Genomic DNA, 21,846 nt, shown 5'->3' with positions numbered 1-21,846 from the left:
AATAATGAATCTGGATTCACATCCGTTCCAGCGCGGCGGCGTCGCCTGCCAGGGCGGGGCCGAGCCAGCAGTGCGACCCGACCGGCTGCAGGCCGTGCCGGGCCAGCGTCCGCCGATACCAGCGTGCCGGGCGGGCCTGGAAGCCCTCGTGGTCGCCGTCGAACGCGTCTTCGGCGGCGAAGGTCTCCAGGAAGGCCACGCCGCCGGTCAGCTCGGCCACGCCGGCCAGGCCGGCGCGCAGCTCGCGGTCGGGCACGTAGTGCATCACGTCCGAACACACCAGCAGGTCGACCGGCGCGCAGGGCCGAAGCCAGGCGAAGTCGCCGAAGCGGGCCAGGTGCAGGTTGCGGGTGCGGCCGTAGCGGCGCACAGCGTACTCGCTGCTGTCGAAGCCCAGGTATTCGACCTTCGGACGCAGCTTCAGCAGCGGCGCACGCCAGGCGCCTTCGCCGCAGCCGATGTCCAGCACACTGCGGATCGGTCGTTCCAGGTAGTACTCGGCGCTGGCCACGGCCAGGGCCACCTTGCGCGCCAGGCGGGCGCTGCCGCCGATGTCGGCGCGGCGGTACCAGCGTTGGAAGTAGGCGGCGTCGTAGGTCTTGTCCATGGGGCGGTGCGCGATCGGGGAAAACGGCGCCTATCGTACGGTGTTGCGGCGCGCCATGCGTCGATGTGTCGCGGCGGGCGTGCCTGCGGCGGCTTCGCCACGGCATGCGAGAATGGCCGCCAACCTACGCCAGCCGCCGGAGCGAGCGCATGCAGAGCTACTACTGGGTCAAGACCTTCCACATCGTGTTCGTGGTGGCGTGGATGGCCACGGTGTTCTACCTGCCGCGCATCCTGGTCAACCTGGCCGAGACCGCGGGCCAGCCGGCGGTGAGAGAGCGCCTGCAGCTGATGGGCCTGCGCCTGTACCGCTTCGGCCACTCGATGTTCGGCCTGGCGTTCCTGCTCGGCCTGGTGCTGTGGCTGGGCTACAAGGTCATCCCCGATTTCCCGACCATGGTGGCTCCGGGAGCTGCCGGCTGGCTGCACGCCAAGCTGGGGCTGGTGGTGGTGCTGCTGGTGTACTTCGGCTGGACCGGTCGCCTGCTCAAGGGCGTGGCCAAGGGCCGGGCGCTGCCGTCGTCGCGCGCGCTGCGCTGGATCAACGAGATCCCGCTGCTGGCGTTCATTCCGATCGTGTGGCTGGTGCTGGCCAAGCCGTTCTGAACGGGGCGCGCAGCGCATCGCACAGATGCATCCACGCATGGCGTGGATCTACTGGGTGCAGCTGTGGCTTTTGATGTTCAGGTCCGCCATGAGCGAGCCGAGCATCGCAGGTGATACAGGGGCGAAGAGGCGCCGATGTCTGAGCGCAGCGAGTTCGGCGCCGTCCCCTGATTCACCGAGAAGCGCAGGGAACCGGTGCGTGGCACCGGCTCGCGTTCGGCGGCGTGTTCTTTGGTTACTTTCTTGCACGAGCAAGAAAGTAACAAGCCGATGAATCAGGCTGCTTCGTACGTGCCGTAACTGCGCAGGCGCGTGTAGCGCTGCTCCAGCAGTTGCTCGGTGGAGAGCTTTTCCAGCGCGTCCAGCTCGTTCAGCAGCACGGCCTTCAGGCGCTTGGCCATCTGGGTCGGGTTGCGGTGGGCGCCACCGGTCGGCTCGCGCACGACCTTGTCGACCAGGCCCAGGCTCTTCAGGCGCGGGGCGGTCAGGCCCAGTTGCTCGGCCGCTTCCTTGGCCTTGCCCGCGTCCTTCCACAGGATCGAGGCGCAGCCTTCCGGGGTGATGGTCGAGTACACCGCGTATTCCAGCATCACGGTGCGGTCGCCCACGCCCAGTGCCAACGCACCGCCGGAGCCGCCTTCACCGATCACGGTGCAGATGATCGGCACCTTCAGCTCGGCCATCTCGATCAGGTTGCGCGCGATCGCTTCGGACTGGCCGCGCGACTCGGCGTCGATGCCCGGCCAGGCGCCGGCGGTGTCGATCAGGGTCAGCACCGGCAGGCCGAAGCGCTCTGCCATCTTCATCAGGCGCAGCGCCTTGCGGTAACCCTCCGGCTTGGGCATGCCGAAGTTGCGCTTGATCTTTTCCTTGGTGTCGCGGCCCTTCTGGTGGCCGATCACCATTACCGCGCGGCCATTGATGCGGGCCAGGCCGCCCATGATCGCCTTGTCGTCGGCGAAGGCGCGGTCACCGGCCAGCTCCTGGAACTCATCGAACATGACGCGGATGTAGTCGGCGGTGTACGGACGCGACGGGTGCCGGGCCAGCTGCAGCACCTGCCACGAGGTCAGGTTGCGGAAGATCTGCGCGGTGCGCATGCGCAGCTTGTCCTGCAGCGCGTGCACTTCCGCCTCGACATTGACCGCCGGCCCGGCACTGGCGTTGCGCAGTTCCTGGATCTTGGCTTCCAGGTCGGCGATGGGTTGCTCGAAGTCGAGGTAGTTCGGATTCATCGGAAGCCGTCGTGTAAAGAAGGGGGCAATTCTAGCCGAATGCGTGCAAACCACCCGTACGCCTTCGTCTGGAAGGCGACGGTAGCGCAGCCGGGCAGGCGGCGCCAGTCAGCTCAGGGCACCACCAGGGCGCTGCGGCCCATCAACTGGCTGCGCCGGGAAACGAAGTCGTTGTAGGCCTCGTTGGCCTCCCGGCCCAGGCCGCTGCCCAGGGTGGCGGTGGCCGAGGTGAAGGCCATCTGCGCAGCGAAGTCCTGCTTGCGCAGGGCCTTCTGTTCATCGGCGGTGGTGGCCTTCAGCCACTGCGCGTAGACCTCGCGCAGCGGCGCGGCATGCGCCTCGAAGGCCGGTGCCAGCGCCGGCAGGCTGGCCGGTGCCGGTTCAAGGCTGTATGCCGGGGCCACGTAGCCGGCCGGCTGTTCGCGCTTGAACGCGCCCGGCTCGCCCATGCCTTCCTCGACGTAGGCGATGAAATCCGGTGCCGTGAACACCTTGGCGACGATCTGGCCACCACTGGAATCGACGTGGGCGACCACCTTTTCCTTCGGGAACGGTTCGCGCACGCCGTAGGTCCAGGTCTTGTCGATGAACAGTTCGTGGCTCTTCTCGAACGGGCCCTCGAAGTCGACGCCGCCCAGCTCGATGCCAGCCTTGCCGGTGCCGAAGTTCTTCAGCTTGCTCTCGTCGGTGACATAGACCTCGCGAGCGATCACGTACTCGCTCAGGGTCGGGTTGATCAGGCCGCCGCGGCCATCGACGTAGACGATGAAGCGCACATCGCCGAGCGTGTCGGTGTGCAGGCGATGCTCGCCAATGGCCAGGGAGACCGGGCGCGAGCCGTGCGCAGCCACTGGCAGGTCCTGGCCGTCGATGCTCAGCGCCAGCGGCGTGTCGGTCGGGTTGTCGATCTGGAACTCGATCTTCGACGGCGAGCAGGCGGCCAGCGCCAGTGTGGCAACGAACGGGAACAGCAGGGTCTTCATCGGCAATCGTCCTTGATGACTGGAACGGGAAAACAGGAACACGAAGCAGCCAGCCTCAGCTGGCCCACGGCGGGCTGTAGCGCACCTTCAGCGTGCGTACGGCCGGGTCGGCGCGCAGCGCCTCCATCAGCTTGGAATCGATGCGCACTGCGCTCTGCCCGGAGACATCCAGCATGCCGGCGACACCGCCGTGCGGGCCCTTCAGCAGCAGGTCCAGGCGCAGCGGCGTCCGCCCCGGGCGATGGCGGTCGAGCAGGGCATTGATGCGCTCCCAGACCGGGCGCTGCTGGCGCAGGTCCAGGCGCAGCGACAGCCGCGTGGCGTAGTTGGCGCAGACTTCGTCGAAGTCCCAGCACTGGCGGATGCGCAGCGCGTAGCCACCGTTGAACTCGTCCTCGCGCAGGCCGCCCTTGACCACCAGGATGCGGTCCTTGGTCATCAGGTGGCCGAACTCGGCCATTGCATCGGAGAACGCACTGCACTCGACGCGGCCGCGGCCATCCTCCAGCTGGATGAAGATCTGGCTTTCGCCCTTGCGGCGCACGCCGACCACCTGGCCGGCCAGCACGGTCTGCACCTCCGGGCGCCAGCGCTTCTCGCCGCCACCGCCGCCACCGCTGTTGGCGCTCCAGATTTTCTCCACCGAACCCAGGTCGTTGCCTACCAGATCGCGCACATCGTCGCGCCAGGGATCGAACGGGTGGCCGCTGAGGTAGAAGCCCAGCGTATCGCGCTCGCCGTTGAGGCGCTGCAGCAGCGGCCATTCTTCGGCTTCCGGCAGGTCCAGCTGGATCGAAACGGTGCTCGGATCGGGCCCGCCAAACAGCGAATTCTGCCCGGACGCACGCTCGCGTGCCATCTGGTCGGTGGCCTTGATCACTTCCGGCAGCTGCAGCATCAGCGAGGCACGGTTGCGGCCGAGTTCATCGAGCGCACCGCAGTTGATCATCGCTTCCAGCGTGCGCCGGTTGAGCTTGGCCGAGCCGACGCGGGTGCAGAAGTCCAGCAGATCCTTGAACGGTCCGCCCTTCAGTCGTTCCTCGACCACCGCTTCGCAGGCGCCCTGGCCGACGCCCTTGATCGCGCCCAGACCGTACTGGATCGTGTCCGGCGTGACCGCTTCGAACATGAAGGCCGACTGGTTCACCTTCGGCGGCAGCACGGTCAGGCCGAGGTTGCGCACCTCGTCGAGGAAGCCAACCACCTTGTCGGTGTTGTCCAGGTCCGAAGACAGCGTGGCCGCCATGAACTCGGCCGGGTAATGGCGCTTCAGCCAGGCGGTCTGGTAGCTGACCAGTGCGTATGCAGCGGCGTGCGACTTGTTGAAGCCATAGCCGGCGAACTTCTCCATCAGGTCGAAGATTTCGTCGGCCTTGGGGCCGTCGACGCCGCCCTTGGCTGCACCTTCGCGGAAGATCTCGCGGTGCTTGGCCATTTCCGCCGGCACCTTCTTGCCCATCGCGCGTCGCAGCAGGTCAGCGCCGCCCAGCGAGTAGCCGCCGACGATCTGCGCCATCTGCATCACCTGCTCCTGGTACACCATGATGCCGTAGGTGTCCTTCAGGATCGCTTCGGTGCGCGGATCGGGATAGATGATCTCTTCCTGGCCGTGCTTGCGCGCGTTGAAGGAGGGAATCAGGTCCATCGGGCCGGGGCGATACAGCGACACCAGCGCGATCAGGTCTTCGAAGCGGTCGGGGCGCGCGTCCTTCAGCAGGCGGCGCATGCCCGAGGATTCGAACTGGAACACCGCGCCGGTGTTGCCGTTGGCGAAGATGTCCTTGTAGGTGGGCGCATCGTCGAGCGGGATCGCGGCAATGTCGACCGGCGGAATGCCCGCGCGTTCGTGGCGCTTGTTGATCGCCTTCACTGCCCAGTCGATGATGGTCAGCGTGCGCAGGCCGAGGAAGTCGAACTTCACCAGGCCCACTTCTTCCACGTCGTTCTTGTCGAACTGGGTGACCGGGTTCTTGCCGAGCCCATTTTCGTCGTGTTCGGCGTACAGCGGGCAGAACTCGCTCAGCGGCTCGGGCCCGATCACCACGCCACCGGCGTGCTTGCCGGCGTTGCGGGTCAGGTCTTCCAGCTGCAGCGCCAGATCGATCAGGTCGCGGACATCGTCCTCGGTCTCATAGCGCTGGATCAGTTCGGCCGAGGCCATTTCCGAGCTCGGGCCTTCCTTGCCCTTGCCCAGCGCATCCTTCAGGTGGATGCCCAGGATGTTCGGGATCAGCTTGGAAACACCGTCGACCAGGCCATACGGGAAGCCGAGCACGCGGCCGGAGTCGCGCACCACCGCCTTGGCGGCCATGGTGCCGTAGGTGATGATCTGGCTGACGCGCTCGCGCCCGTACTTGCGGGCGACGTAGTCGATCACCTCGTCGCGGCGGTCCATGCAGAAGTCGATGTCGAAGTCGGGCATCGACACGCGTTCCGGGTTCAGGAATCGCTCGAACAGCAGGTTGTACGGCAGCGGGTCCAGATCGGTGATCTTCAGCGCCCAGGCCACCAGCGAGCCGGCACCCGAGCCGCGGCCGGGACCGATCGGGATGCCCTGGTTCTTGCCCCACTGGATGAAGTCGGCCACGATCAGGAAGTAGCCGGGGAAGCCCATCTTGATGATGGTGTTGAGCTCGAACTCCAGGCGCTCGAAGTACTCCTCACGGGTCTTGCCCGGCGCCAGCGGATTCTTCTCCAGGCGCTCTTCCAGGCCGTCGCGCGACATCTTCTGGATCCAGGTGTCCAGGGTCTCGTCGTCGGGCACCGGGTAGTTGGGCAGGAAGTAGGTGCCCAGCCGCATCTCGATGTTGCAGCGCTCGGCCAGCGCCAGCGTGTTGTCGATCGCATCGGGGATGTCGGCGAACAGCGCGCACATCTCCTCGGCCGACTTCAGGTACTGCTGGTCGCTGTACTCGCGCGGACGCTTGGGATCGTCCAGCACGCGGCCGGTGGAAATGCACACGCGCGCTTCGTGCGCGCTGAAATCCGACGGCGACAGGAAGCGCACGTCATTGCTGGCGACCACCGGCAGGCCGCGCTGGCCAGCGGCCATCAGCGCGAACTGGTTGAAGGTTTCCTCGCCCTCGCGGCCGGTACGGGTCAGCTCCAGGTGCAGGCCATCGCCGAATACGCGCTGCCAGTCGGCCAGCTGCTGCTCGGCCAGTTCATGCTTGCCGTCCAGTGCCAGGCGCCCGGCCAGGCTCTGCCGGCCGGCCAGCGCGAACAGGTTGGCGTTGCCGGCCTTCAGCCAGTCCGGGTGGATGGCCACACCGCCTTCCGGGCGATGGCCTTCCATCCAGGCGCGGGTCAGCAGCCGCGACAGGCTCAGGTAGCCCTCGCGGTCGCGGCACAGCAGGGTCATCCGCCACGGGTCCTGGCCTTCCTCGGCGATCAGCACGTCGGCACCGGCGATCGGCTTGATGCCCACGCCTTCGGCGGCCTTGTAGAACTTGACCAGGGCGAACAGGTTGTTGAGGTCGGTCACCGCCAGCGCAGGCAGGCCGAGCTCGACCGAGCGCGACAGCAGGTTGGCCTGCTTGGCCTTCTTCGGGTCCGCCTGGTCCGGCTTGGCCGGCACGCGGATGGTCGAGTCCGCCAGCGAGAACTCGGTGTGGACGTGGAGATGTACGAAGCGGGAGTTGGACATGCCGGACCAGGTTGGAGCGCGCGGGCCCCGGGTGCTGACGGAGGTTCGTCGCCGGGGTCGGGAAGCGCTGGAATGCCCGGTCAGGGTAGCGAGGGCAGGGGGTTGCCACAAGGCTTGACAGGCCCCGGAGGACGACCGGGTTCAGGCGTGCGGGAGCCCGTTTCCTGTAGAGCCGAGCCCACGCTCGGCTGCTGCGGAAAGCCGAGCATGGGCTCGGCTCTACAAGGTCAACCGAGGCACTCCCGCACCGGGGCGAAGCTGCGCCGGTGCTCCACGCAGGGGCCGTGCTCGCGCAGGGCGGCCAGGTGGGCCGGAGTGCCATAGCCCTTGTGCTGCTCGAATCCATACTGAGGGTGGCGGGCGTGCACGGCCTGCATGTAGCGATCGCGCGAGACCTTGGCCAGGATCGATGCGGCCATGATCGCGCGGTCGATGCCATCACCGCCGACCAGCGCCTGCGCCGGCAGTACCAGGCCCTTGGGCACCACGTTGCCGTCGATGCGGGCGAAGCCGGCCACATGGGCGACCGCTGCAACGACGTCACGCATGCCCTGCAGGGTGGCCTGGTAGATGTTCAGGCGGTCGATGGTGTCCACGTCCACCAGCACCACATGCCAGGCCAGGGCGCGCTCGATGATGCGGTCATGCAGCTGCTCGCGGCGGGCAGCGGTCAACTGCTTGGAATCATCCAGGCCGTTGATGCGTGGCCGTGACGGATCGAATACCACCGCCGCCACCGCCACCGGCCCAGCCAGCGGGCCACGCCCGGCCTCGTCGACACCGGCGACCAGGCGCTCCGGCTCGATCACTGCCGTACCGTCGAACAGGGTCAGGCTGGCTGCTGCGGCGTGGCGGCGGCTCATGCCTGCGCCTGGTCGCGCATCAGCAGCTCGCCGACGGCATCGGCGGCACGCGCCGAGGCGTTGCGTCGCAGTCGCTGGTGCAGGCGCACGTACGTGTCCTGCAGGTCGCTCACCCGCTGCGGGTGGTCGAACCACTGCTGGATGGCCGAGGCCAGCCTGTCCGGCGTGCAGTCGTGCTGCATCAGTTCCGGCGCCAGGTCCTGGCCGGCCAGGATGTTGGGCAGGGCGAAGCGGTCGACCTTGATCAGGCCAAGCGCCTTGACCAGTCGATAGGTCAGTTCGTTGACGCGGTAACCGACCACCATCGGCCGCTTCACCAGCATGGCTTCCAGGGTCGCGGTGCCGGAGGCCAGCACCACCACGTCGGCGGCGATCATCGCGTTGCGCGCCTGGCCGTCAAGCACGTGCGAGTAGGCCACCGGCAGCGCCGAGCGCGACAGCTGTTCTTCGATCAGCTGCCTGCAGGCCGGGTTGGCGGCAGGCACCACCACATGCAGGCTCGGAATGCGTTCGGAGACCTGCCAGGCGGCTTCGAAGAACGGCTCGCCCAGGCGCGAGATCTCGCCGAGGCGGCTGCCCGGCAACACCGCCAGCACCTTGGCCGAGGCCGGCAGGCCGAGCGCGGCGCGTGCTTCCTCGCGGTTGCCCTGCAGCGGAATGTCATCGGCCATCGGGTGGCCGACGAAGCGCGCGTCGATGCCGTGCCGGGCATAGATCGGCGGCTCCATCGGGAACAGGCACAGCACCAGGTCGGCGCTGCTGCCGATTTTCTCGGCGCGCTTTTCGCGCCAGGCCCAGACTGACGGGCTGACGTAATGGACGGTGCGCACGCCGCGCTGTTTCAACCAGCGCTCGATGCCCAGGTTGAAGTCGGGGGCGTCGATGCCGATGAAGACGTCCGGCTGCCAGTCCAGCGCACGCTGGCGGAATGCCGAGCGCAGCTTGAGCAGGCGCGGCAGGTGGCGCAGCACTTCGGTCAGGCCCATCACCGCCAGCTCGCTGGCATCGTGCCAGGTCTGGCAGCCGGCGCTGCGCATGGCATCGCCGCCGATACCGGCGAACTCGGCATTCGGGAAGCGCGCCTTCAGTTCACGCACCAGGCCCGCACCGAGCAGGTCGCCGGAGGCTTCACCGGCAACCAGCGCGATCCGCAACGGGCGCTCGCTGAGCACCCGCTGCGCGGGAACGCTGCCGGCCATCGAGGCCAGCGGGATCACCGCGGCGCCGGCCGGCGCCTGGCCGGTCGAGCTGCTCATCGCAGCAGGGGCCTCTCGGCGTGCTCGATGAAGTCCAGCATCGCCTTCACGTCGTCGCTGTCACGCGCCTGTTCGGTCAGCTGCACCTTGGCCTCTGCCAGCGGCAGGCCCGCAACGTACAGCGTGCGGTACGCACGCTTGATGGCCGAAATGCGGTCAGCGTCGAAGCCGCGCCGCTTCAGGCCTTCACTGTTGATGCCACGCGGGCGTCCCAGCGAATCGGTACCGACCATGGTGAACGGCGGTACATCACCATTGGTCAGCGCGCCCATGCCGAGGAAGGCATGCGCGCCGATGCGGCAGAACTGGTGGGCACCGGCGAAGCCGCTGATGATCACGTAGTCGCCCACGGTCACGTGGCCAGCCAGAGTGGTGTTGTTGGAGAACACGCAGAAGTTGCCGACATGGCAGTCGTGCGCCACGTGCGTGTAGGCCAGCATCCAGTTGTCGTTGCCGATGGTGGTGATGCCGCCGCCGCCGCCGGTGCCACGGTTGAGCGTGACGAACTCGCGGAACACGTTGCGATCGCCGATCACCAGTTCGGTGCGCTCGCCGCCGAACTTCTTGTCCTGCGGCTCGCCACCGATCGCGGCATGGCCGACGAAGCGGTTGTCGCGGCCGATCCGGGTCGGGCCGTGGATGCTGCAATGGGGGCCCACCACCGTGCCGGCACCGATTTCAACGTCGGGGCCGATCAGGGTGAAGGCGCCCACCTGGACATCGTCGGCCAGGCGTGCGGCCGGGTCGATGACGGCGGTGGGGTGGATCCGCGGTGCGTTGTCAGTCATTGCTGCCTCCAGTGGATCAGCCCTTGGCGCCGGCACACATGACCTCGGCCGACGCGACGACTTCGCCGTTGACCTTGGCTTCGCCGTAGTACCAGCCCATGTTGCGGATCAGGCGCTTCATCTGCACGTCCAGCATCAGCACGTCACCGGGCACGACCTGCTTGTTGAAGCGGGCGTTTTCCACCTTGACCATGTAGAACAGCTTGGACTGCGCATCGCGGCCGAGCGTGAGCTGGGTCATGACGCCGCCAGCCTGCGCCAGCGCTTCGATGATCAGCACCCCGGGCATGATCGGGCGGCCCGGGAAGTGGCCCTGGAAGAACGGCTCGTTGATGCTGACGTTCTTCTGCGCCAGGATCCGCTTGGCCTCGACGTCGAGTTCAAGCACCCGGTCCACCAGCAGGAACGGGTAGCGGTGCGGAAGCAGTTCCTGGATCTGGCAGACGTCGATCGGAAGCTGCAGCGAATCGTTCATTCTTTCTCCTTGCCAGCAGCCAGAACGCGGCGAGCCAATGCGTCCAGCTGCTTGAAGCGCGCGGCGTTCTTGCGCCACGTGCGGTTGTCGGTCAATGGGGTGCCGGACGAGTACTCGCCCGGCTCATGGATGGAGTTGCGGACCACCGACTTGCCGGTGATCACGACCTTGTCGCAGATCTCGAGGTGGCCGACCACGCCAACGTGGCCGCCGAGCAGGCAGTAGCGGCCGATCTTGGCGCTGCCGGCGATGCCGGTGCAGCCGGCAATGGCCGAGTGCGCGCCGATCTGCACGTTGTGCGCGATCTGCACCAGGTTGTCCAGGCGCACGTCTTCGTCCAGCACGGTGTCTTCCAGCGCACCACGGTCGACGCAGGTGTTGGCGCCGATCTCGCAGTCATCGCCGATGCGGACGCCGCCGAGCTGCGGCACCTTGATCCACTTGCCGGCGTCCATCGCCAGGCCGAAGCCGTCGGCGCCGAGCACGGCACCGGGATGCACGCGCACGCGCTTGCCCAGCCTGACCCGGGTGACCAGGGTCACGCGTGCGATCAGCTCACAGCCGGAATCCAGGCTGCAGTCCTCGCCGATCACGCTGCCGGTGCCGATGATGCAGTTCTCGCCGACGACGCTGCGCGCACCCACTGAGACGAACGGGCCGATATGGGCGCTGGCCGCGACCTGGGCGCTGGGATCGATCACTGCGCTGGGATGGATGCCCGGCGGGCGGGTCGGCGCGATGTCGAACAGTGCGGCAATCTTGGCGAATGCGGTGTACGGGTCCTTGGCGACGAGCGCGGCGCCGGGGGCGGCCTCGACGTCATCGGCACGCAGGACCACCAGCGAGGCCTGGCTGTCGGCCAGCTGGGCGCGGTAGCGCGGGTTGGCGAGGAAGGTCAGCTGGCCAGGGCCGGCATGGGCGAGGGTGGCCACGCCATGGATGGCGGTAGCGGGATCGCCATGGACCTGCAGGCCGAACTGCGCGGCGAGTTGCTGGGCGGTGTAGGTGGGAGTATTCACGGCGGGAGTTTAACGTGTGACGCCATTGCGGTCATGCGGGGGGCATATGCAGCCAACGGCAGGGCCCCTCGCGGCCGGCAGAGCCAGTGTCATGGGCTGGGTCGGACGGGGCGGGACTGCGGGGGGCGGCGCAAGTACGTCCATGTAGCCTTGGTCGCCGCATCCATGCGGCTCACACCCCCGCAGCCCCGCCCCATCCGACCTCCGACGGCTTGGCGCGAGTGCCAGCCACGGAAAAACAGAAAAGATCAAAAGCAGAGCGGACGCTTCCGGCATCCAGGCCAAACGAAAACGCCGGGCAGAGCCCGGCGCTTCGCACCCCGTTTGGTGGAGAGCCCCCCTTTGTTAAGGGGGGCGCGCCAGCGGCGCGGGGGATAGGTGAAATGCGCGGGCAATTCACCGGAGGTGGATCAGTTCTGAGGAACAAAGTTCCTCAGAACTGGCCACCGAACGTGAATTGCAGGCGCTCGATCTTGTCATCGTCTTCCTTCTTCAACGGGAAGGCGTAGCTGATCGAGATCGGGCCGACCGGGGCGCGCCACAGCAGGGCCACACCGGTGGATACGCGCAGCTCGTTGGCCTTGAAGTTGTCCACGCCGGTATACACGTTGCCGAAGTCGACGAAGGCCGACACGCGCGCCGACGGGCTGTCGAACAGGCGCGGGAAGTAGGCTTCCACCGAACCGACGGTCTTCAGCGAGCCACCCAGCGGCTGGCCTTCCGGATAACCAGTGGTGACTTCGCGCGGGCCGAGGGTGTTGTCCTCGAAGCCGCGTACCGAGTTGGTACCACCGGCGTAGAAGTTCTCGAAGAACGGCAGGCCGCTGGCGGTGACGGTGCGGGTGGTGCCATCCGGATTGGTCAGCGTACGGGTGTAGTCCTTGCCGTAGGCATCGCCGTAGCCGATTTCGGCGCGGGTGTTGATCACCAGCGACGGCATGATCGGCCAGTACTTGCTGATCTGGTAGTTCAGCTTGTAGTACTCGATGGTCGAACCCGGCAGTGTGGTTTCCAGGCCCACGCGCTGGTAGGTACCGCGGGTCGGCATGAAGTAGTCGTTGCGCGAGTCGCGCGCCCAGCCCAGCTCGGTGCGCCAGGCATGGAAGGTGCGCTTACCGACGGCGTTGATGTAGTCGATGATCGACTGCGGGGTCGAGCCCTGGTAGGTGGTGATCTGGTTGCTGTCGATGCCGAACATCAGCGAGACGGTATCGGTCTCGGTCAGCGGCACACCGAACACCACCTGCGCGGCACCGTTGGTGCTGTTGTACTGCGCGGTGTTGAAGTCGGAGTAATCCAGTTCGCGCCAGGACAGGTTGTAGCCCAGCGACACGCCGTCATCGGTGAAGTACGGGTTGGTGTAGCTGAAGCCGTAGCGCTGCAGGTAGCTGCTGCGCGAGGCTTCGACCGACACGCGGTTGCCGCCGCCGAGGAAGTTGTTCTGCGACAGCTGCACCGAGGTGGTCATGCCGTAGGACTGCGAGTAGCCCAGGCCGAACACGAAGCTGCCCGAGGTGGTTTCCTTGACGTTGTAGACGACGTCGACCTGGTCGTTGCTGCCGCTGACGGCCGGGGTCTCCACTTCCACCGATTCGAAGTAGCCCAGGCGCTGCAGGCGGATCTTGGAGCGGTCGATCGCGGCCTGCGAGTACCAGCTGTTCTCGAACTGGCGCATTTCGCGACGCATCACTTCATCGGACGTGCGGGTGTTGCCGCGGAACAGGATGCGGCGCACCGACACGCGCGGGCCGGGCACGACCTGCATGTTGATGGCCACGGTCTGCTCGGCGCGGTTGGTGGTCGGGATCGGGTTCACCTTGGCGAACGCGTAGCCGATGTTGGACAGCGAATTGGTGATGGTGTCCGAGCTGAATTCCAGCAGGGCACGCGAGAACGTGTCGCCGGACTTCTGGATCACCATGCGCTCGACGTCCTCCTGCGGGAGGATGGTGTCGCCGCTGACCTTGATCTCGGAGATCTTGTACTGCGCACCCTCGGTCACGCCCGCGGTCAGGAACATGTCGCGCTTGTCGGGGCTGATCGAGACCTGGGTGGAATCGATGCTGAAATCGACGTAGCCGCGATCCAGGTACCAGGAGTTGAGCTTTTCCAGGTCGCCGGACAGCTTTTCCTTGGAGTACTGGTCGTCACGGCGGTACCACGACGCCCAGTTGTGCTCCTTGGACTCCCAGGTCTCCAGGATGTCCTTGCTCTCGAACTTTTCGGTGCCCACCAGGTTGACGTGGCGGATCTTGGCGGCCTTGCCTTCCTTGATGGCGATGGCGATGTCCACGCGGTTGCGGTCCAGCGGGCTCACCGTCGGGGTGATGTCGACGTTGTACTTGCCACGGTCGTTGTACTGGCGGCGCAGTTCCTGGGTCACGCGGTCCAGGCTCAGGCGATCGAAGGTGCCGCCCTCGGTCAGGCCGATGTCGGACAGGCCCTTGAGCAGCTGGTCGGACTTGATGTCCTTGTTGCCGGTCACGGTCAGCTTGTTGATCGCCGGGCGTTCCTTGACGGTCACCACCAGGATCGTGCCCTGGCGGTCCAGCTGCACGTCTTCGAAGAAGCCGGTCTTGTACAGGGCGCGGATCGTCTCGCCGACCTTGTTGTCGGTGATCGTCTCGCCGCGTTCCACCGGCAGGTAGGTGAACACCGTGCCCGAGCTGATGCGCTGCAGGCCATCGACGCGGATGTCGCTGACAGTGAAGGGCTCGGCTGCCTGGGCCAGGGCGGGAGCGCCGGTGACGGCGGCGAGGGCGAGGGCCAGCAGGCGGCGATTGGGGAGTCGCGTCATGTCACGTCCGGTAGGAAGGTCGATTTCATTGGTGCGGGATGCCGACGCTGTAGACGGCAACAACGTGGAAAAGTTCATCGCGGGACCAGGCCGAGGATGTCGTTGTAGAACGCCAACCCCATCAGCCCGGCCAGCAACGCCAGGCCGATGTATTGGCCGGCGGCGATGGCACGCTCGCTCAGCGGGCTGCCCTTGACCAACTCGATAAGGTAATACAGCAGGTGGCCGCCGTCCAAGATCGGGATCGGCAGCAGGTTGATGATGCACAGGCTGAGCGACAGCAGGGCAAGGAACTGCAGGAACCAGTCGAGGCCGCGCTTGGCCGAGACATTGGCCACGCGGGCGATCGTGACCGGCCCGGAAACGTTCTGCAGCGAGGCCTTGCCGGTCACGATGCGGCCCATCATGCCCAGCGAGTCGGCGGCCAGGCGGCCGGTCTCGCGCACCGCCACGGTCACCGCATCCAGCGGGCCATAGCGCAGCAGGGTGTCATAGGAGGGGCTGTAGCTGGTGGGGAAGCCGACGCCGATCTGCCAGACCGGATTGCCCTTGCCGTCCTTGCCCTGGCGCGGGGTGACTTCCAGCGCCAGGCGCTCGCCGCCACGCAGGACCTCGATCATTCCCGGCCCGCCGGCACGGCCCAGGGCCTGGATCTCGCCGATCACCTGGTCGACGCTGTCGATGCGCTGGCCGTCGATGGCCACGATCAGGTCGCCTGGCTGCAGTTGCCCTGCCACCACGGAGTCCGCAGTCAGCGACTCCACTTGCGCCGGCTGCAGCCACGACTGCCAGTGCAGGCCAGCCAGGATCGGCACCCGCCGCTCATCGAAACCCGCCGGCAGCTGCGACAGCGGCAGGGTGCGCGTGCGTACCTGGTCGGCCGTATCCAGCACTTCCAGCTTCACGTCGCGGCGGTCCATCGCGGCTGCGGTCAGCGCCATGCTGGCCTCGCCGAGGGTGACCACCTGGCGGTCGTCCACGCGCAGCACGCGGTCGCCGCTGGCCAGGCCGGCACTGGCGGCGATGCCGCTGACACGGCCGATGGTGGGCGAGTAATCCTGCTTGCCGATCACGAACATCGCCCACAGCAGCAGGATGCACAGCAGCAGATTGGCGATCGGGCCGGCGGCAACGATCGCGATGCGCTGCCAGACGGTCTTGTGGTTGAAGGCCTGGCCGCGCTCGTGCGGGTGGACTTCGACCTCGCGTTCGTCGAGGAACTTCACGTAACCGCCCAGCGGGATGGCGGCGATGGCGAACTCGGTGCCGTGCCGGTCGCGGCGCGACCACAGCGGCCGGCCGAAGCCGACCGAGAAACGCAGGATCTTGACCCCGCACAGGCGCCCGACCCAGTAATGCCCGAACTCGTGAAAGGTGACCAGCAGCCCGAGGCTGACGATCATCCACCAGACCGATCCGATGAAGTCAGTCATGCAGGCTCACAGTGGTGGGCAAGGGCGGCGGCGTCATGCTGGGCGAGGCGGTCGTTCAGGCGGCGTCGATGGCGTTCAGGGTGAGCTGGCGTGCCCGCTGGTCGGCGGACAACAGGACCTCCAGTGTATCGGCTGGCTGGGTCGGCAGTGTTGAAAGAGCGTTAGCAACCAGCTCCGGGATCGTCAGGAAACCGATCCGGCCCTGAAGAAACGCTGAAACCGCCTCTTCATTGGCGGCGTTCAGCACTGCCGGCGCGGTGCCGCCGGCCTGCATCGCCTGCCAGGCCAGCGCCAGGCAGGGGAAGGCGTCGGTATCCGGGGCCTCGAAATCCAGGCGGCCCTGGGCCAGCAGGTCCAGCCCGGCCACGCCCGATTCGATGCGCTGCGGCCAGCCCAAGCCAACGGCGAGGGTGGTGCGCATGTCCGGCAGGCCCATCTGGGCCAGGGTCGAGCCATCGACGAACTCGACCAGCGAATGGACCAGGCTCTGCGGGTGCACCAGCACCTCGATGCGCTCGCCTGGCACGCCGAACAGGTGGTGGGCCTCGATGACTTCCAGGCCCTTGTTCATCAACGTCGCCGAATCGACCGAGATCTTCGGCCCCATCGACCACTTGGGGTGGGCAACGGCCTGGGCGGGGGTGACCTGGGCCAGCTCGGCGCGGCTGCGGCCACGGAACGGGCCGCCGGAGGCGGTCAGCAGGATCCGGCGCACGCCGGCGCCGTCGACACTGGCATCGCGCGAGCGCAGGCACTGAAAGATCGCGCTGTGCTCGCTGTCGATCGGGATGATTTCGGCACCGGCACGTTCGGCCGTCCGGGTCAGCAGTTCGCCGGCCAGCACCAGCGATTCCTTGTTGGCCAGCAGGATGCGCTTGCCGGCGGCGGCGGCAGCCAGGGTCGAGGACAGGCCGGCCGCGCCGACGATGGCCGCGACCACGGTATCGCAGGCATCGCTGGCGGCCAGCTGGTCCAGCGCGGCCTGCCCGGCATGGGCCTCGGTGGCCAGTCCGGCCTCGCGCAGGCCGTCACGCAGCTCGGCGAACAGCGATGCGTCGGCGATCACCGCGTGCGCGGGTTTGTGCTGGCGGCACAGCGCCAGCAGCGCCTGCACCTGGCGGCCGGCAGCGAGCACCGTGGCCTGGTAGCGGTGCGGGTGGCGGGCGATCACGTCCAGCGTGGAGGCGCCGATCGAGCCGGTAGCGCCGAACACGGCGACCCGGCGCAGGTCTGCAGCTGCATTCATGGTCAGAACCCGAAGATTTCCTTGCCCAGCGCGAACACCGGCACGGCGGCGAGGACGCCGTCGACTCGGTCGAGCACGCCACCGTGGCCTGGGATCAGGTGGCCCGAGTCCTTGGCGCCTGCATGGCGCTTGATCAGGCTCTCGAACAGGTCGCCCAGGACCGAGGCGAACACCGCCACCACCGCGGTGATCAACAGGCCGGGCAGGTGTGCGGCATCGATGCCAGCCAGCCAGCCCAGGCCGAGGGCCACGGCGACACCGGCCAGCAGGCCGCCGAACAGGCCTTCCCAGGTCTTGTTGGGGCTGATCCGCGGCGCCAGCTTGTGCTTGCCGAAATGGCGGCCAGCGAAATAGGCGCCCGAGTCGGCCGCCCACACCAGCGCCAGCGCAGCCAGCAGCCACAGGTGGCCCTGCTGGCCCGGCGGATCGCCGCCGGCATGGATCAGCACCAGCGCGGCCCACGCCGGCACGATGGCCAGGGTACCGGCCAGCATCTTCAGGATCCGCGAGGGTGCCGACGGCTGCGCACCGAAGTTGAAGAAGCGCAACCAGACCAGCGCGGCCAGCCACCAGGCAACGCCGGCCAGCGTGGTTATCTGGAACAGGACCAGGGTGCTGCCATCGGCCCAGACCAGCAGCACCATCAGCAGCAGGTTCAGCACCAGCAGCACAGTGCGCGCCAGGGTGTCTTCGATACCGGCCAGCTTCAGCCATTCCCACAGGCCGATCAGCAGCACGGCGGCGGCGGCGGCGGCCAGCCATTGCGTAGGCAGCAGCAGGATCGCCGCAATGGCTAGCGGCGCCATGATCAGCGCGGCAAGGACTCGGGTCTTGGTCATGGGCTGGAAGTCTCGGTGGCCAGTGCGGCAATCTGGGCGCTGGTCAGGCCGAAACGACGCTCGCGACCGGCATAGGCGTCGAGCGCCTGCTGCAGCTGCCCGGCGTCGAAGTCCGGCCACAGGGCCTCGGTGAACCACAGTTCGGTATAGGCGAGCTGCCACAGCAGGAAGTTGCTGATGCGGGTGTCGCCGCCGGTGCGGATGAACAGGTCCGGAGGCGGCAGGTCGGCCAGGGCCACCTGGCTGCCCAGCAGCGATTCATCGATCTGCTCGGGCAGAAGGCGACCGGCCGCCACTTCGACGGCCAGGGCGCGCGCGGCGCGGGCGATGTCCTGGCGGCCACCGTAGCTGGCGGCGATCGACAGGGTCAGGGTGGTGTTGTCGGCGGTGCGCTGCTCGGCCAGCTGCATGCGGCTGACCAGCCCGGCGCCGAAGCGCTCGCGTTCGCCGATGAAGCGCACGCGCACGCCACGCCGGTGCAGCTCGTCCACTTCGCGGTCGAGTGCACCGAGGAACAGCTTCATCAGCGCGTCCACTTCCTCCTGCGGCCGGCCCCAGTTCTCGCTGGAGAAGGCGAACAGGGTCAGCGCCGGAATGCCCAGTTCAAGGCAGCGCTCGATGGTGCGGTTGACCGCGCGCGCGCCGGCACGGTGGCCGATCACGCGGGGGCGACGGCGCTGCTGTGCCCAACGCCCATTGCCATCCATGATGATGGCAATGTGGCGGGGCAGGGAGGCAGGCAACGGAGGCGGGACTGAAGGCATCGACTTCAGACCGACAGCAGTTCTTTTTCCTTGTCGGAAACGACCTTGTCGACGTCCTTGATGTTGGCGTCGGTCAGCTTCTGGATGTCGTCTTCGCCGCGCTTCTTCTCGTCTTCGCTGATCGCCTTGTCCTTGACCAGCTTGGCGATTTCCTTGTTCGCGTCCTGACGGATGTTGCGGATCGCGATCTTGGCGCCTTCCCCTTCCTTCTGCACCTGCTTGACCAGCTCCTTGCGGCGCTCTTCGGTCGGCGGCGGCATGTTGATGCGGATCGCGGTGCCCAGCGTGTTCGGAGTGAACTCGGCGTTGTAGAGACCCTTTTCGATCTCCTTGATCATGCCTTTGTCGAACGGGGTGACCAGCAGCGAGTGGGCGTCGGCGTTGGAGATCGACGCGACCTGGTTCAGCGGGGTGCTGGCGTTGCCATAGGCGCTGACCGTCACGCGGTCCAGCAGGGCCGGGGTGGCACGGCCGGTCCGGATGGAGGTGAGGGTGTGCTTCAGAGCGTCAATGCTCTTGGCCATGCGCGTCTGCGCGTTGTTCTTGATGTCGTTGAGCATCGCCCGGTCCTGGATGTATCTGGAATCGGGCGATTATAGGCGAATACGGGACGCTGCCGGGCCTGAATCGGCCCGGTTGTCGCTTTGCGCTCAGGCTCAGGCCGGGTCGCGGCCCTGGACCAGGGTGCCGATGTTCGCGCCGTTGAGGATCTTCAGCAGTTCGCCCGGCTGGCCCATGTCGAACACGCGCATCGGCAGGTCGCTGTCGCGGGCCAGAGCGAAGGCCGCCGTGTCCATCACTTCCAGGCCGCGGCGGATCACTTCGTCGTAGCTCAGGCTGTCGAAGCGGACCGCATCGCTGTGCTTGTTCGGGTCCTTGTCGTACACGCCATCGACCTTGGTGGCCTTCAGCAGCAGGTCAGCGCCGATCTCGATCGCGCGCAGCGCGGCGCCGGAGTCGGTGGTGAAGAACGGGCTGCCGACGCCGGCAGCGAAGATCACCAGGCGGCCCTTTTCCAGGTGGCGGATGGCGCGGCGGCGGATGTAGTCCTCGCACACGTCGTTGATCTTGATCGCGCTCATCACCCGGGCCTTGGCACCCAGCTTCTCGAGGGCGTCCTGCATGGCCAGGGCGTTGATGACGGTGGCCAGCATGCCCATCTGGTCGCCGGTTACGCGGTCCATGCCGCCGGCGGCCAGACCGGCGCCGCGGAAGATGTTGCCACCTCCGATCACCAGCGCGACCTCGGCACCGGCCTGCTGGGCTTCGATGACCTCACGGGCGAGGCGATTGATGATCTTCGGGTCGATGCCGTAGTCCTCGTCTCCCATCAGCGCCTCCCCGGACAGTTTCAGAAGGATGCGGCGATAGGCGAGCTTGGACATGGGGACCTCGGGTGCGTGGAAATCGCGGGCGATTCTACGCGCATGCGGCGTTGTGCCAAAGTGTTTTGTGCACTGCGGCGCAGAATCCGGTGGTTCGCCCGGTCGGCCGGGGCGTCCCGTTCAGCCCAGTTCGGCGCTGGCCGTGGCCGACAGCTCGTCATGGCCCAGCGCCCCCGGCGAGCGGGCGATCACCCGGTTGCGGCCCAGGTTCTTGGAGCGGTACAGCACGTCGTCGGCCGCGCGCAGCAGGTCCTGGACGTCGGCGAAGCGCTCGTAGCCGCCTTGGGTGGCCACGCCGGCGGAGAAGGTGACGAACAGCGGACCACCCTCCAGCTCGGCCATCGGCGTGGCGACGATGTTGGCCAGCACCCGGCGGATCACGTCCAGGGCCACGCTTTCGCTGGTGTTGGGCAGCAGCGCGACGAACTCCTCGCCGCCGAAGCGGGCCACGGTGTCGCTGTTGCGCAACTGGCCCTGCAGCTTGCCGGCGAAGGCGCGCAGCACCTCGTCGCCGGTCAGGTGGCCGTGGGCGTCGTTGATCTTCTTGAAGTCGTCCAGGTCGATGAAGGCCACCGACAGTGGCCAGCCCTGGCGGCCGGCACGCAGGAATTTCTCCTCCAGCACCGCTTCCAGCTGGCGGCGGTTGAGCACGCCTGTCAATGCATCACGATGGGCCTGGTCGGCCAGGCGCTTGGCGCGCGCCTCGAATTCGTCGGCACGGCGGCGTGCCTGGTCGGCATCCTGCAGTTCGCGCAGGTTGCGCAGCGTGGCCAGTTCCTGCGCGTGATCGATCAGCTCGCGTACCCGCGCCGGCGAATTGAGGCTGGCATCGAACAGGCTGGCGATGTCGGGCAAGGCCTCGCTGATGCGGGCCAGCACCTGGTCGAAGCGCGCGCTGTCCAGCTCCAGGCGGTCGTGCACCTGCTGCAGTGCGCGCTCGCGCGCGGCATCGGCATCGTTATCCAGCCAGATGTCGGCCACTGCGCCGGACAGTTGCACGCAGACCTGGAATGGCGATTCGGCGGCGTCCTCGTCCTCGCTGTGGCTGATGCTCTCCACCAGGTAACGTGGCAGGCCCCATTGCTCGGCCACCCAGGCGCCGACGTCGGCGTGGCTGCAGCCCAGCGCCTCGCGCTCGCGGGAAACCAGGTCGATGTTGTCGCGTGCCTCGCGCAGCAGTGGCAGGTAGCGCTCCGACTCGGCCTGGGCCAGGCACAGCACGCCCAGGTCCTGCAGCAGTCCGGCCAGCATCAGCTCCTCCAGCCGGCGCAGGCCGCGCGCCTGGCCCAGTTGGCTGGCGGCCAGGGCACTGAGGATGCTGCGCTTCCACGCGCGCTGGCGCAGGTCATGATCGGCGCCACCGCCGGTCAGGCCCTGGGTGACGGTGAAGCCGAGGGCGAGGCTGATCGTGGCGTTCAGGCCCAGCATGGTCAGCGCCTGGCCGAGGTTCTCGATGCGGCGGCGGCTGGCATACAGCGGCGAATTGGCGATGCGCAGCATGCGAGCGCTCAGCGCCATGTCGATGGCGATGATGTCGGCGGCGGTGGCGATGTCCGCTTCCGGGTCCTGAGCCAGTTCGATGATGCGCAGGGCAATACCGGGTGGCGAAGGCAGGTTGCGGCAGAGCGCCAGGGCAGCTGTCAGCTCGGGAGGCATGTCGGGTCGTTCAATTCCATTGGGACAAGAATACCTAGGAATGCATCACAGTCCGCGATTTTCGTTCCTGCTAAGTGACTGAGGATTCCCTGCGACTGAGTATCGGCTTGATTCGAGCGCAACGCAAAGGTGCCGGTTGTGCGCACCGACGGTGCGCACCCACCGATGGGCCATGGGTTAATCCCTGGGCCCATGCATAAAAAAAGAGCCGCGGTTTCCCGCGGCTCCTTCTGGTCGCTTCACAGCCGG

At 67.2% G+C, this 21,846-nt stretch carries 17 protein-coding genes and 1 pseudogene; 1 reads left to right on the top strand and 17 read right to left on the bottom strand.

Annotation, left to right across the window (positions count from 1 at the left end; translation table 11 throughout):
* Positions 1–16 precede the first annotated feature (16 nt).
* Entirely contained in the window at positions 17–607 is a 591-nt protein-coding gene (locus RCF13_RS25020) for a class I SAM-dependent methyltransferase (protein ID WP_061480171.1), read from the bottom strand.
* A gap of 149 nt (positions 608–756) precedes the next feature.
* Between RCF13_RS25020 and RCF13_RS25015 the strand changes: the two genes are divergently transcribed.
* Positions 757–1,212 carry a CopD family protein gene (locus RCF13_RS25015; protein WP_134968328.1) on the top strand — a complete coding sequence of 152 codons (456 nt, stop codon included), beginning with the start codon at positions 757–759 and terminating at the stop codon, positions 1,210–1,212.
* Positions 1,213–1,487: 275 nt separating this feature from the next.
* On the opposite strand, the gene RCF13_RS25010 is transcribed toward RCF13_RS25015, so the two are convergent.
* The 16 genes and pseudogenes from RCF13_RS25010 to RCF13_RS24935 form a co-directional block, all read right to left on the bottom strand.
* Complete coding sequence (locus tag RCF13_RS25010; RefSeq protein WP_005415839.1) at positions 1,488–2,447, bottom strand: acetyl-CoA carboxylase carboxyltransferase subunit alpha; 960 nt, start codon at positions 2,445–2,447, stop codon at positions 1,488–1,490.
* Positions 2,448–2,560: 113 nt separating this feature from the next.
* On the bottom strand, positions 2,561–3,430 hold the full coding sequence (locus RCF13_RS25005) for a hypothetical protein (protein WP_061480173.1): 870 nt from the start codon (positions 3,428–3,430) through the stop codon (positions 2,561–2,563).
* 55 nt (positions 3,431–3,485) lie between these two features.
* Positions 3,486–7,076, bottom strand: a complete 3,591-nt coding sequence (gene dnaE / locus RCF13_RS25000) for a DNA polymerase III subunit alpha (protein WP_049416729.1) — start codon at positions 7,074–7,076, stop codon at positions 3,486–3,488.
* A 227-nt stretch (positions 7,077–7,303) separates the two neighbouring features.
* Positions 7,304–7,939, bottom strand: coding sequence for a ribonuclease HII (locus tag RCF13_RS24995; protein ID WP_061480174.1), 636 nt, complete (start codon positions 7,937–7,939; stop codon positions 7,304–7,306).
* Positions 7,936–9,099 (bottom strand): annotated as a pseudogene (gene lpxB / locus RCF13_RS24990) (lipid-A-disaccharide synthase); the annotation flags it as partial. The gene RCF13_RS24995 and the pseudogene lpxB, both read right to left, overlap by 4 nt.
* A 92-nt stretch (positions 9,100–9,191) precedes the next feature.
* Positions 9,192–9,983, bottom strand: a complete 792-nt coding sequence (gene lpxA / locus RCF13_RS24985) for an acyl-ACP--UDP-N-acetylglucosamine O-acyltransferase (protein WP_005415844.1) — start codon at positions 9,981–9,983, stop codon at positions 9,192–9,194.
* A 16-nt stretch (positions 9,984–9,999) separates the two neighbouring features.
* Entirely contained in the window at positions 10,000–10,458 is a 459-nt protein-coding gene (fabZ, locus tag RCF13_RS24980) for a 3-hydroxyacyl-ACP dehydratase FabZ (RefSeq protein ID WP_005415845.1), read from the bottom strand.
* Complete coding sequence (lpxD, locus tag RCF13_RS24975; RefSeq protein WP_134968329.1) at positions 10,455–11,477, bottom strand: UDP-3-O-(3-hydroxymyristoyl)glucosamine N-acyltransferase; 1,023 nt, start codon at positions 11,475–11,477, stop codon at positions 10,455–10,457. Before lpxD ends, fabZ begins: the two co-directional genes overlap by 4 nt.
* 433 nt (positions 11,478–11,910) lie before the next feature.
* Entirely contained in the window at positions 11,911–14,274 is a 2,364-nt protein-coding gene (gene bamA / locus RCF13_RS24970) for an outer membrane protein assembly factor BamA (protein ID WP_053497093.1), read from the bottom strand.
* A 74-nt stretch (positions 14,275–14,348) separates the two neighbouring features.
* Positions 14,349–15,707, bottom strand: coding sequence for an RIP metalloprotease RseP (rseP, locus tag RCF13_RS24965; protein ID WP_065197093.1), 1,359 nt, complete (start codon positions 15,705–15,707; stop codon positions 14,349–14,351).
* 55 nt (positions 15,708–15,762) lie between these two features.
* Positions 15,763–16,953: a 1-deoxy-D-xylulose-5-phosphate reductoisomerase gene (locus tag RCF13_RS24960; protein WP_231352626.1), complete on the bottom strand. Its 1,191-nt coding sequence runs from the start codon at positions 16,951–16,953 to the stop codon at positions 15,763–15,765.
* A gap of 2 nt (positions 16,954–16,955) precedes the next feature.
* A complete protein-coding gene (locus tag RCF13_RS24955; RefSeq protein WP_061480179.1) occupies positions 16,956–17,792 on the bottom strand; it encodes a phosphatidate cytidylyltransferase in 837 nt (278 codons plus the stop codon).
* Positions 17,789–18,556, bottom strand: coding sequence for a polyprenyl diphosphate synthase (gene uppS / locus RCF13_RS24950; RefSeq protein ID WP_049412139.1), 768 nt, complete (start codon positions 18,554–18,556; stop codon positions 17,789–17,791). Before uppS ends, RCF13_RS24955 begins: the two co-directional genes overlap by 4 nt.
* Positions 18,557–18,561: 5 nt before the next feature.
* On the bottom strand, positions 18,562–19,116 hold the full coding sequence (gene frr, locus RCF13_RS24945; protein WP_061480180.1) for a ribosome recycling factor: 555 nt from the start codon (positions 19,114–19,116) through the stop codon (positions 18,562–18,564).
* Between the two features lie 96 nt (positions 19,117–19,212).
* Positions 19,213–19,941: a UMP kinase gene (gene pyrH / locus RCF13_RS24940; RefSeq protein WP_005415854.1), complete on the bottom strand. Its 729-nt coding sequence runs from the start codon at positions 19,939–19,941 to the stop codon at positions 19,213–19,215.
* Between the two features lie 120 nt (positions 19,942–20,061).
* A complete protein-coding gene (locus tag RCF13_RS24935; RefSeq protein WP_308141627.1) occupies positions 20,062–21,597 on the bottom strand; it encodes a GGDEF domain-containing protein in 1,536 nt (511 codons plus the stop codon).
* Positions 21,598–21,846: the final 249 nt, after the last annotated feature.

Origin of the sequence: Stenotrophomonas maltophilia group sp. RNC7 (genome assembly GCF_030910085.1) — a bacterium.
Classification (GTDB): Bacteria; Pseudomonadota; Gammaproteobacteria; order Xanthomonadales; family Xanthomonadaceae; genus Stenotrophomonas; species Stenotrophomonas sepilia.
Note: the sequence above shows the minus strand (reverse complement) of the source record. Positions and strands in the feature narration are given on the sequence as shown.

Coding starts and splice junctions, on each gene's coding strand:
- RCF13_RS25020 (WP_061480171.1), bottom strand. CDS start 607: ATGGACAAGACCTACGACGCCGCCTACTTCCAACGCTGGTACCGCCGC.
- RCF13_RS25015 (WP_134968328.1), top strand. CDS start 757: ATGCAGAGCTACTACTGGGTCAAGACCTTCCACATCGTGTTCGTGGTG.
- RCF13_RS25010 (WP_005415839.1), bottom strand. CDS start 2,447: ATGAATCCGAACTACCTCGACTTCGAGCAACCCATCGCCGACCTGGAA.
- RCF13_RS25005 (WP_061480173.1), bottom strand. CDS start 3,430: ATGAAGACCCTGCTGTTCCCGTTCGTTGCCACACTGGCGCTGGCCGCC.
- dnaE (WP_049416729.1), bottom strand. CDS start 7,076: ATGTCCAACTCCCGCTTCGTACATCTCCACGTCCACACCGAGTTCTCG.
- RCF13_RS24995 (WP_061480174.1), bottom strand. CDS start 7,939: ATGAGCCGCCGCCACGCCGCAGCAGCCAGCCTGACCCTGTTCGACGGT.
- lpxA (WP_005415844.1), bottom strand. CDS start 9,983: ATGACTGACAACGCACCGCGGATCCACCCCACCGCCGTCATCGACCCG.
- fabZ (WP_005415845.1), bottom strand. CDS start 10,458: ATGAACGATTCGCTGCAGCTTCCGATCGACGTCTGCCAGATCCAGGAA.
- bamA (WP_053497093.1), bottom strand. CDS start 14,274: ATGACGCGACTCCCCAATCGCCGCCTGCTGGCCCTCGCCCTCGCCGCC.
- rseP (WP_065197093.1), bottom strand. CDS start 15,707: ATGACTGACTTCATCGGATCGGTCTGGTGGATGATCGTCAGCCTCGGG.
- RCF13_RS24960 (WP_231352626.1), bottom strand. CDS start 16,953: ATGAATGCAGCTGCAGACCTGCGCCGGGTCGCCGTGTTCGGCGCTACC.
- RCF13_RS24955 (WP_061480179.1), bottom strand. CDS start 17,792: ATGACCAAGACCCGAGTCCTTGCCGCGCTGATCATGGCGCCGCTAGCC.
- uppS (WP_049412139.1), bottom strand. CDS start 18,556: ATGCCTTCAGTCCCGCCTCCGTTGCCTGCCTCCCTGCCCCGCCACATT.
- frr (WP_061480180.1), bottom strand. CDS start 19,116: ATGCTCAACGACATCAAGAACAACGCGCAGACGCGCATGGCCAAGAGC.
- pyrH (WP_005415854.1), bottom strand. CDS start 19,941: ATGTCCAAGCTCGCCTATCGCCGCATCCTTCTGAAACTGTCCGGGGAG.
- RCF13_RS24935 (WP_308141627.1), bottom strand. CDS start 21,597: ATGCCTCCCGAGCTGACAGCTGCCCTGGCGCTCTGCCGCAACCTGCCT.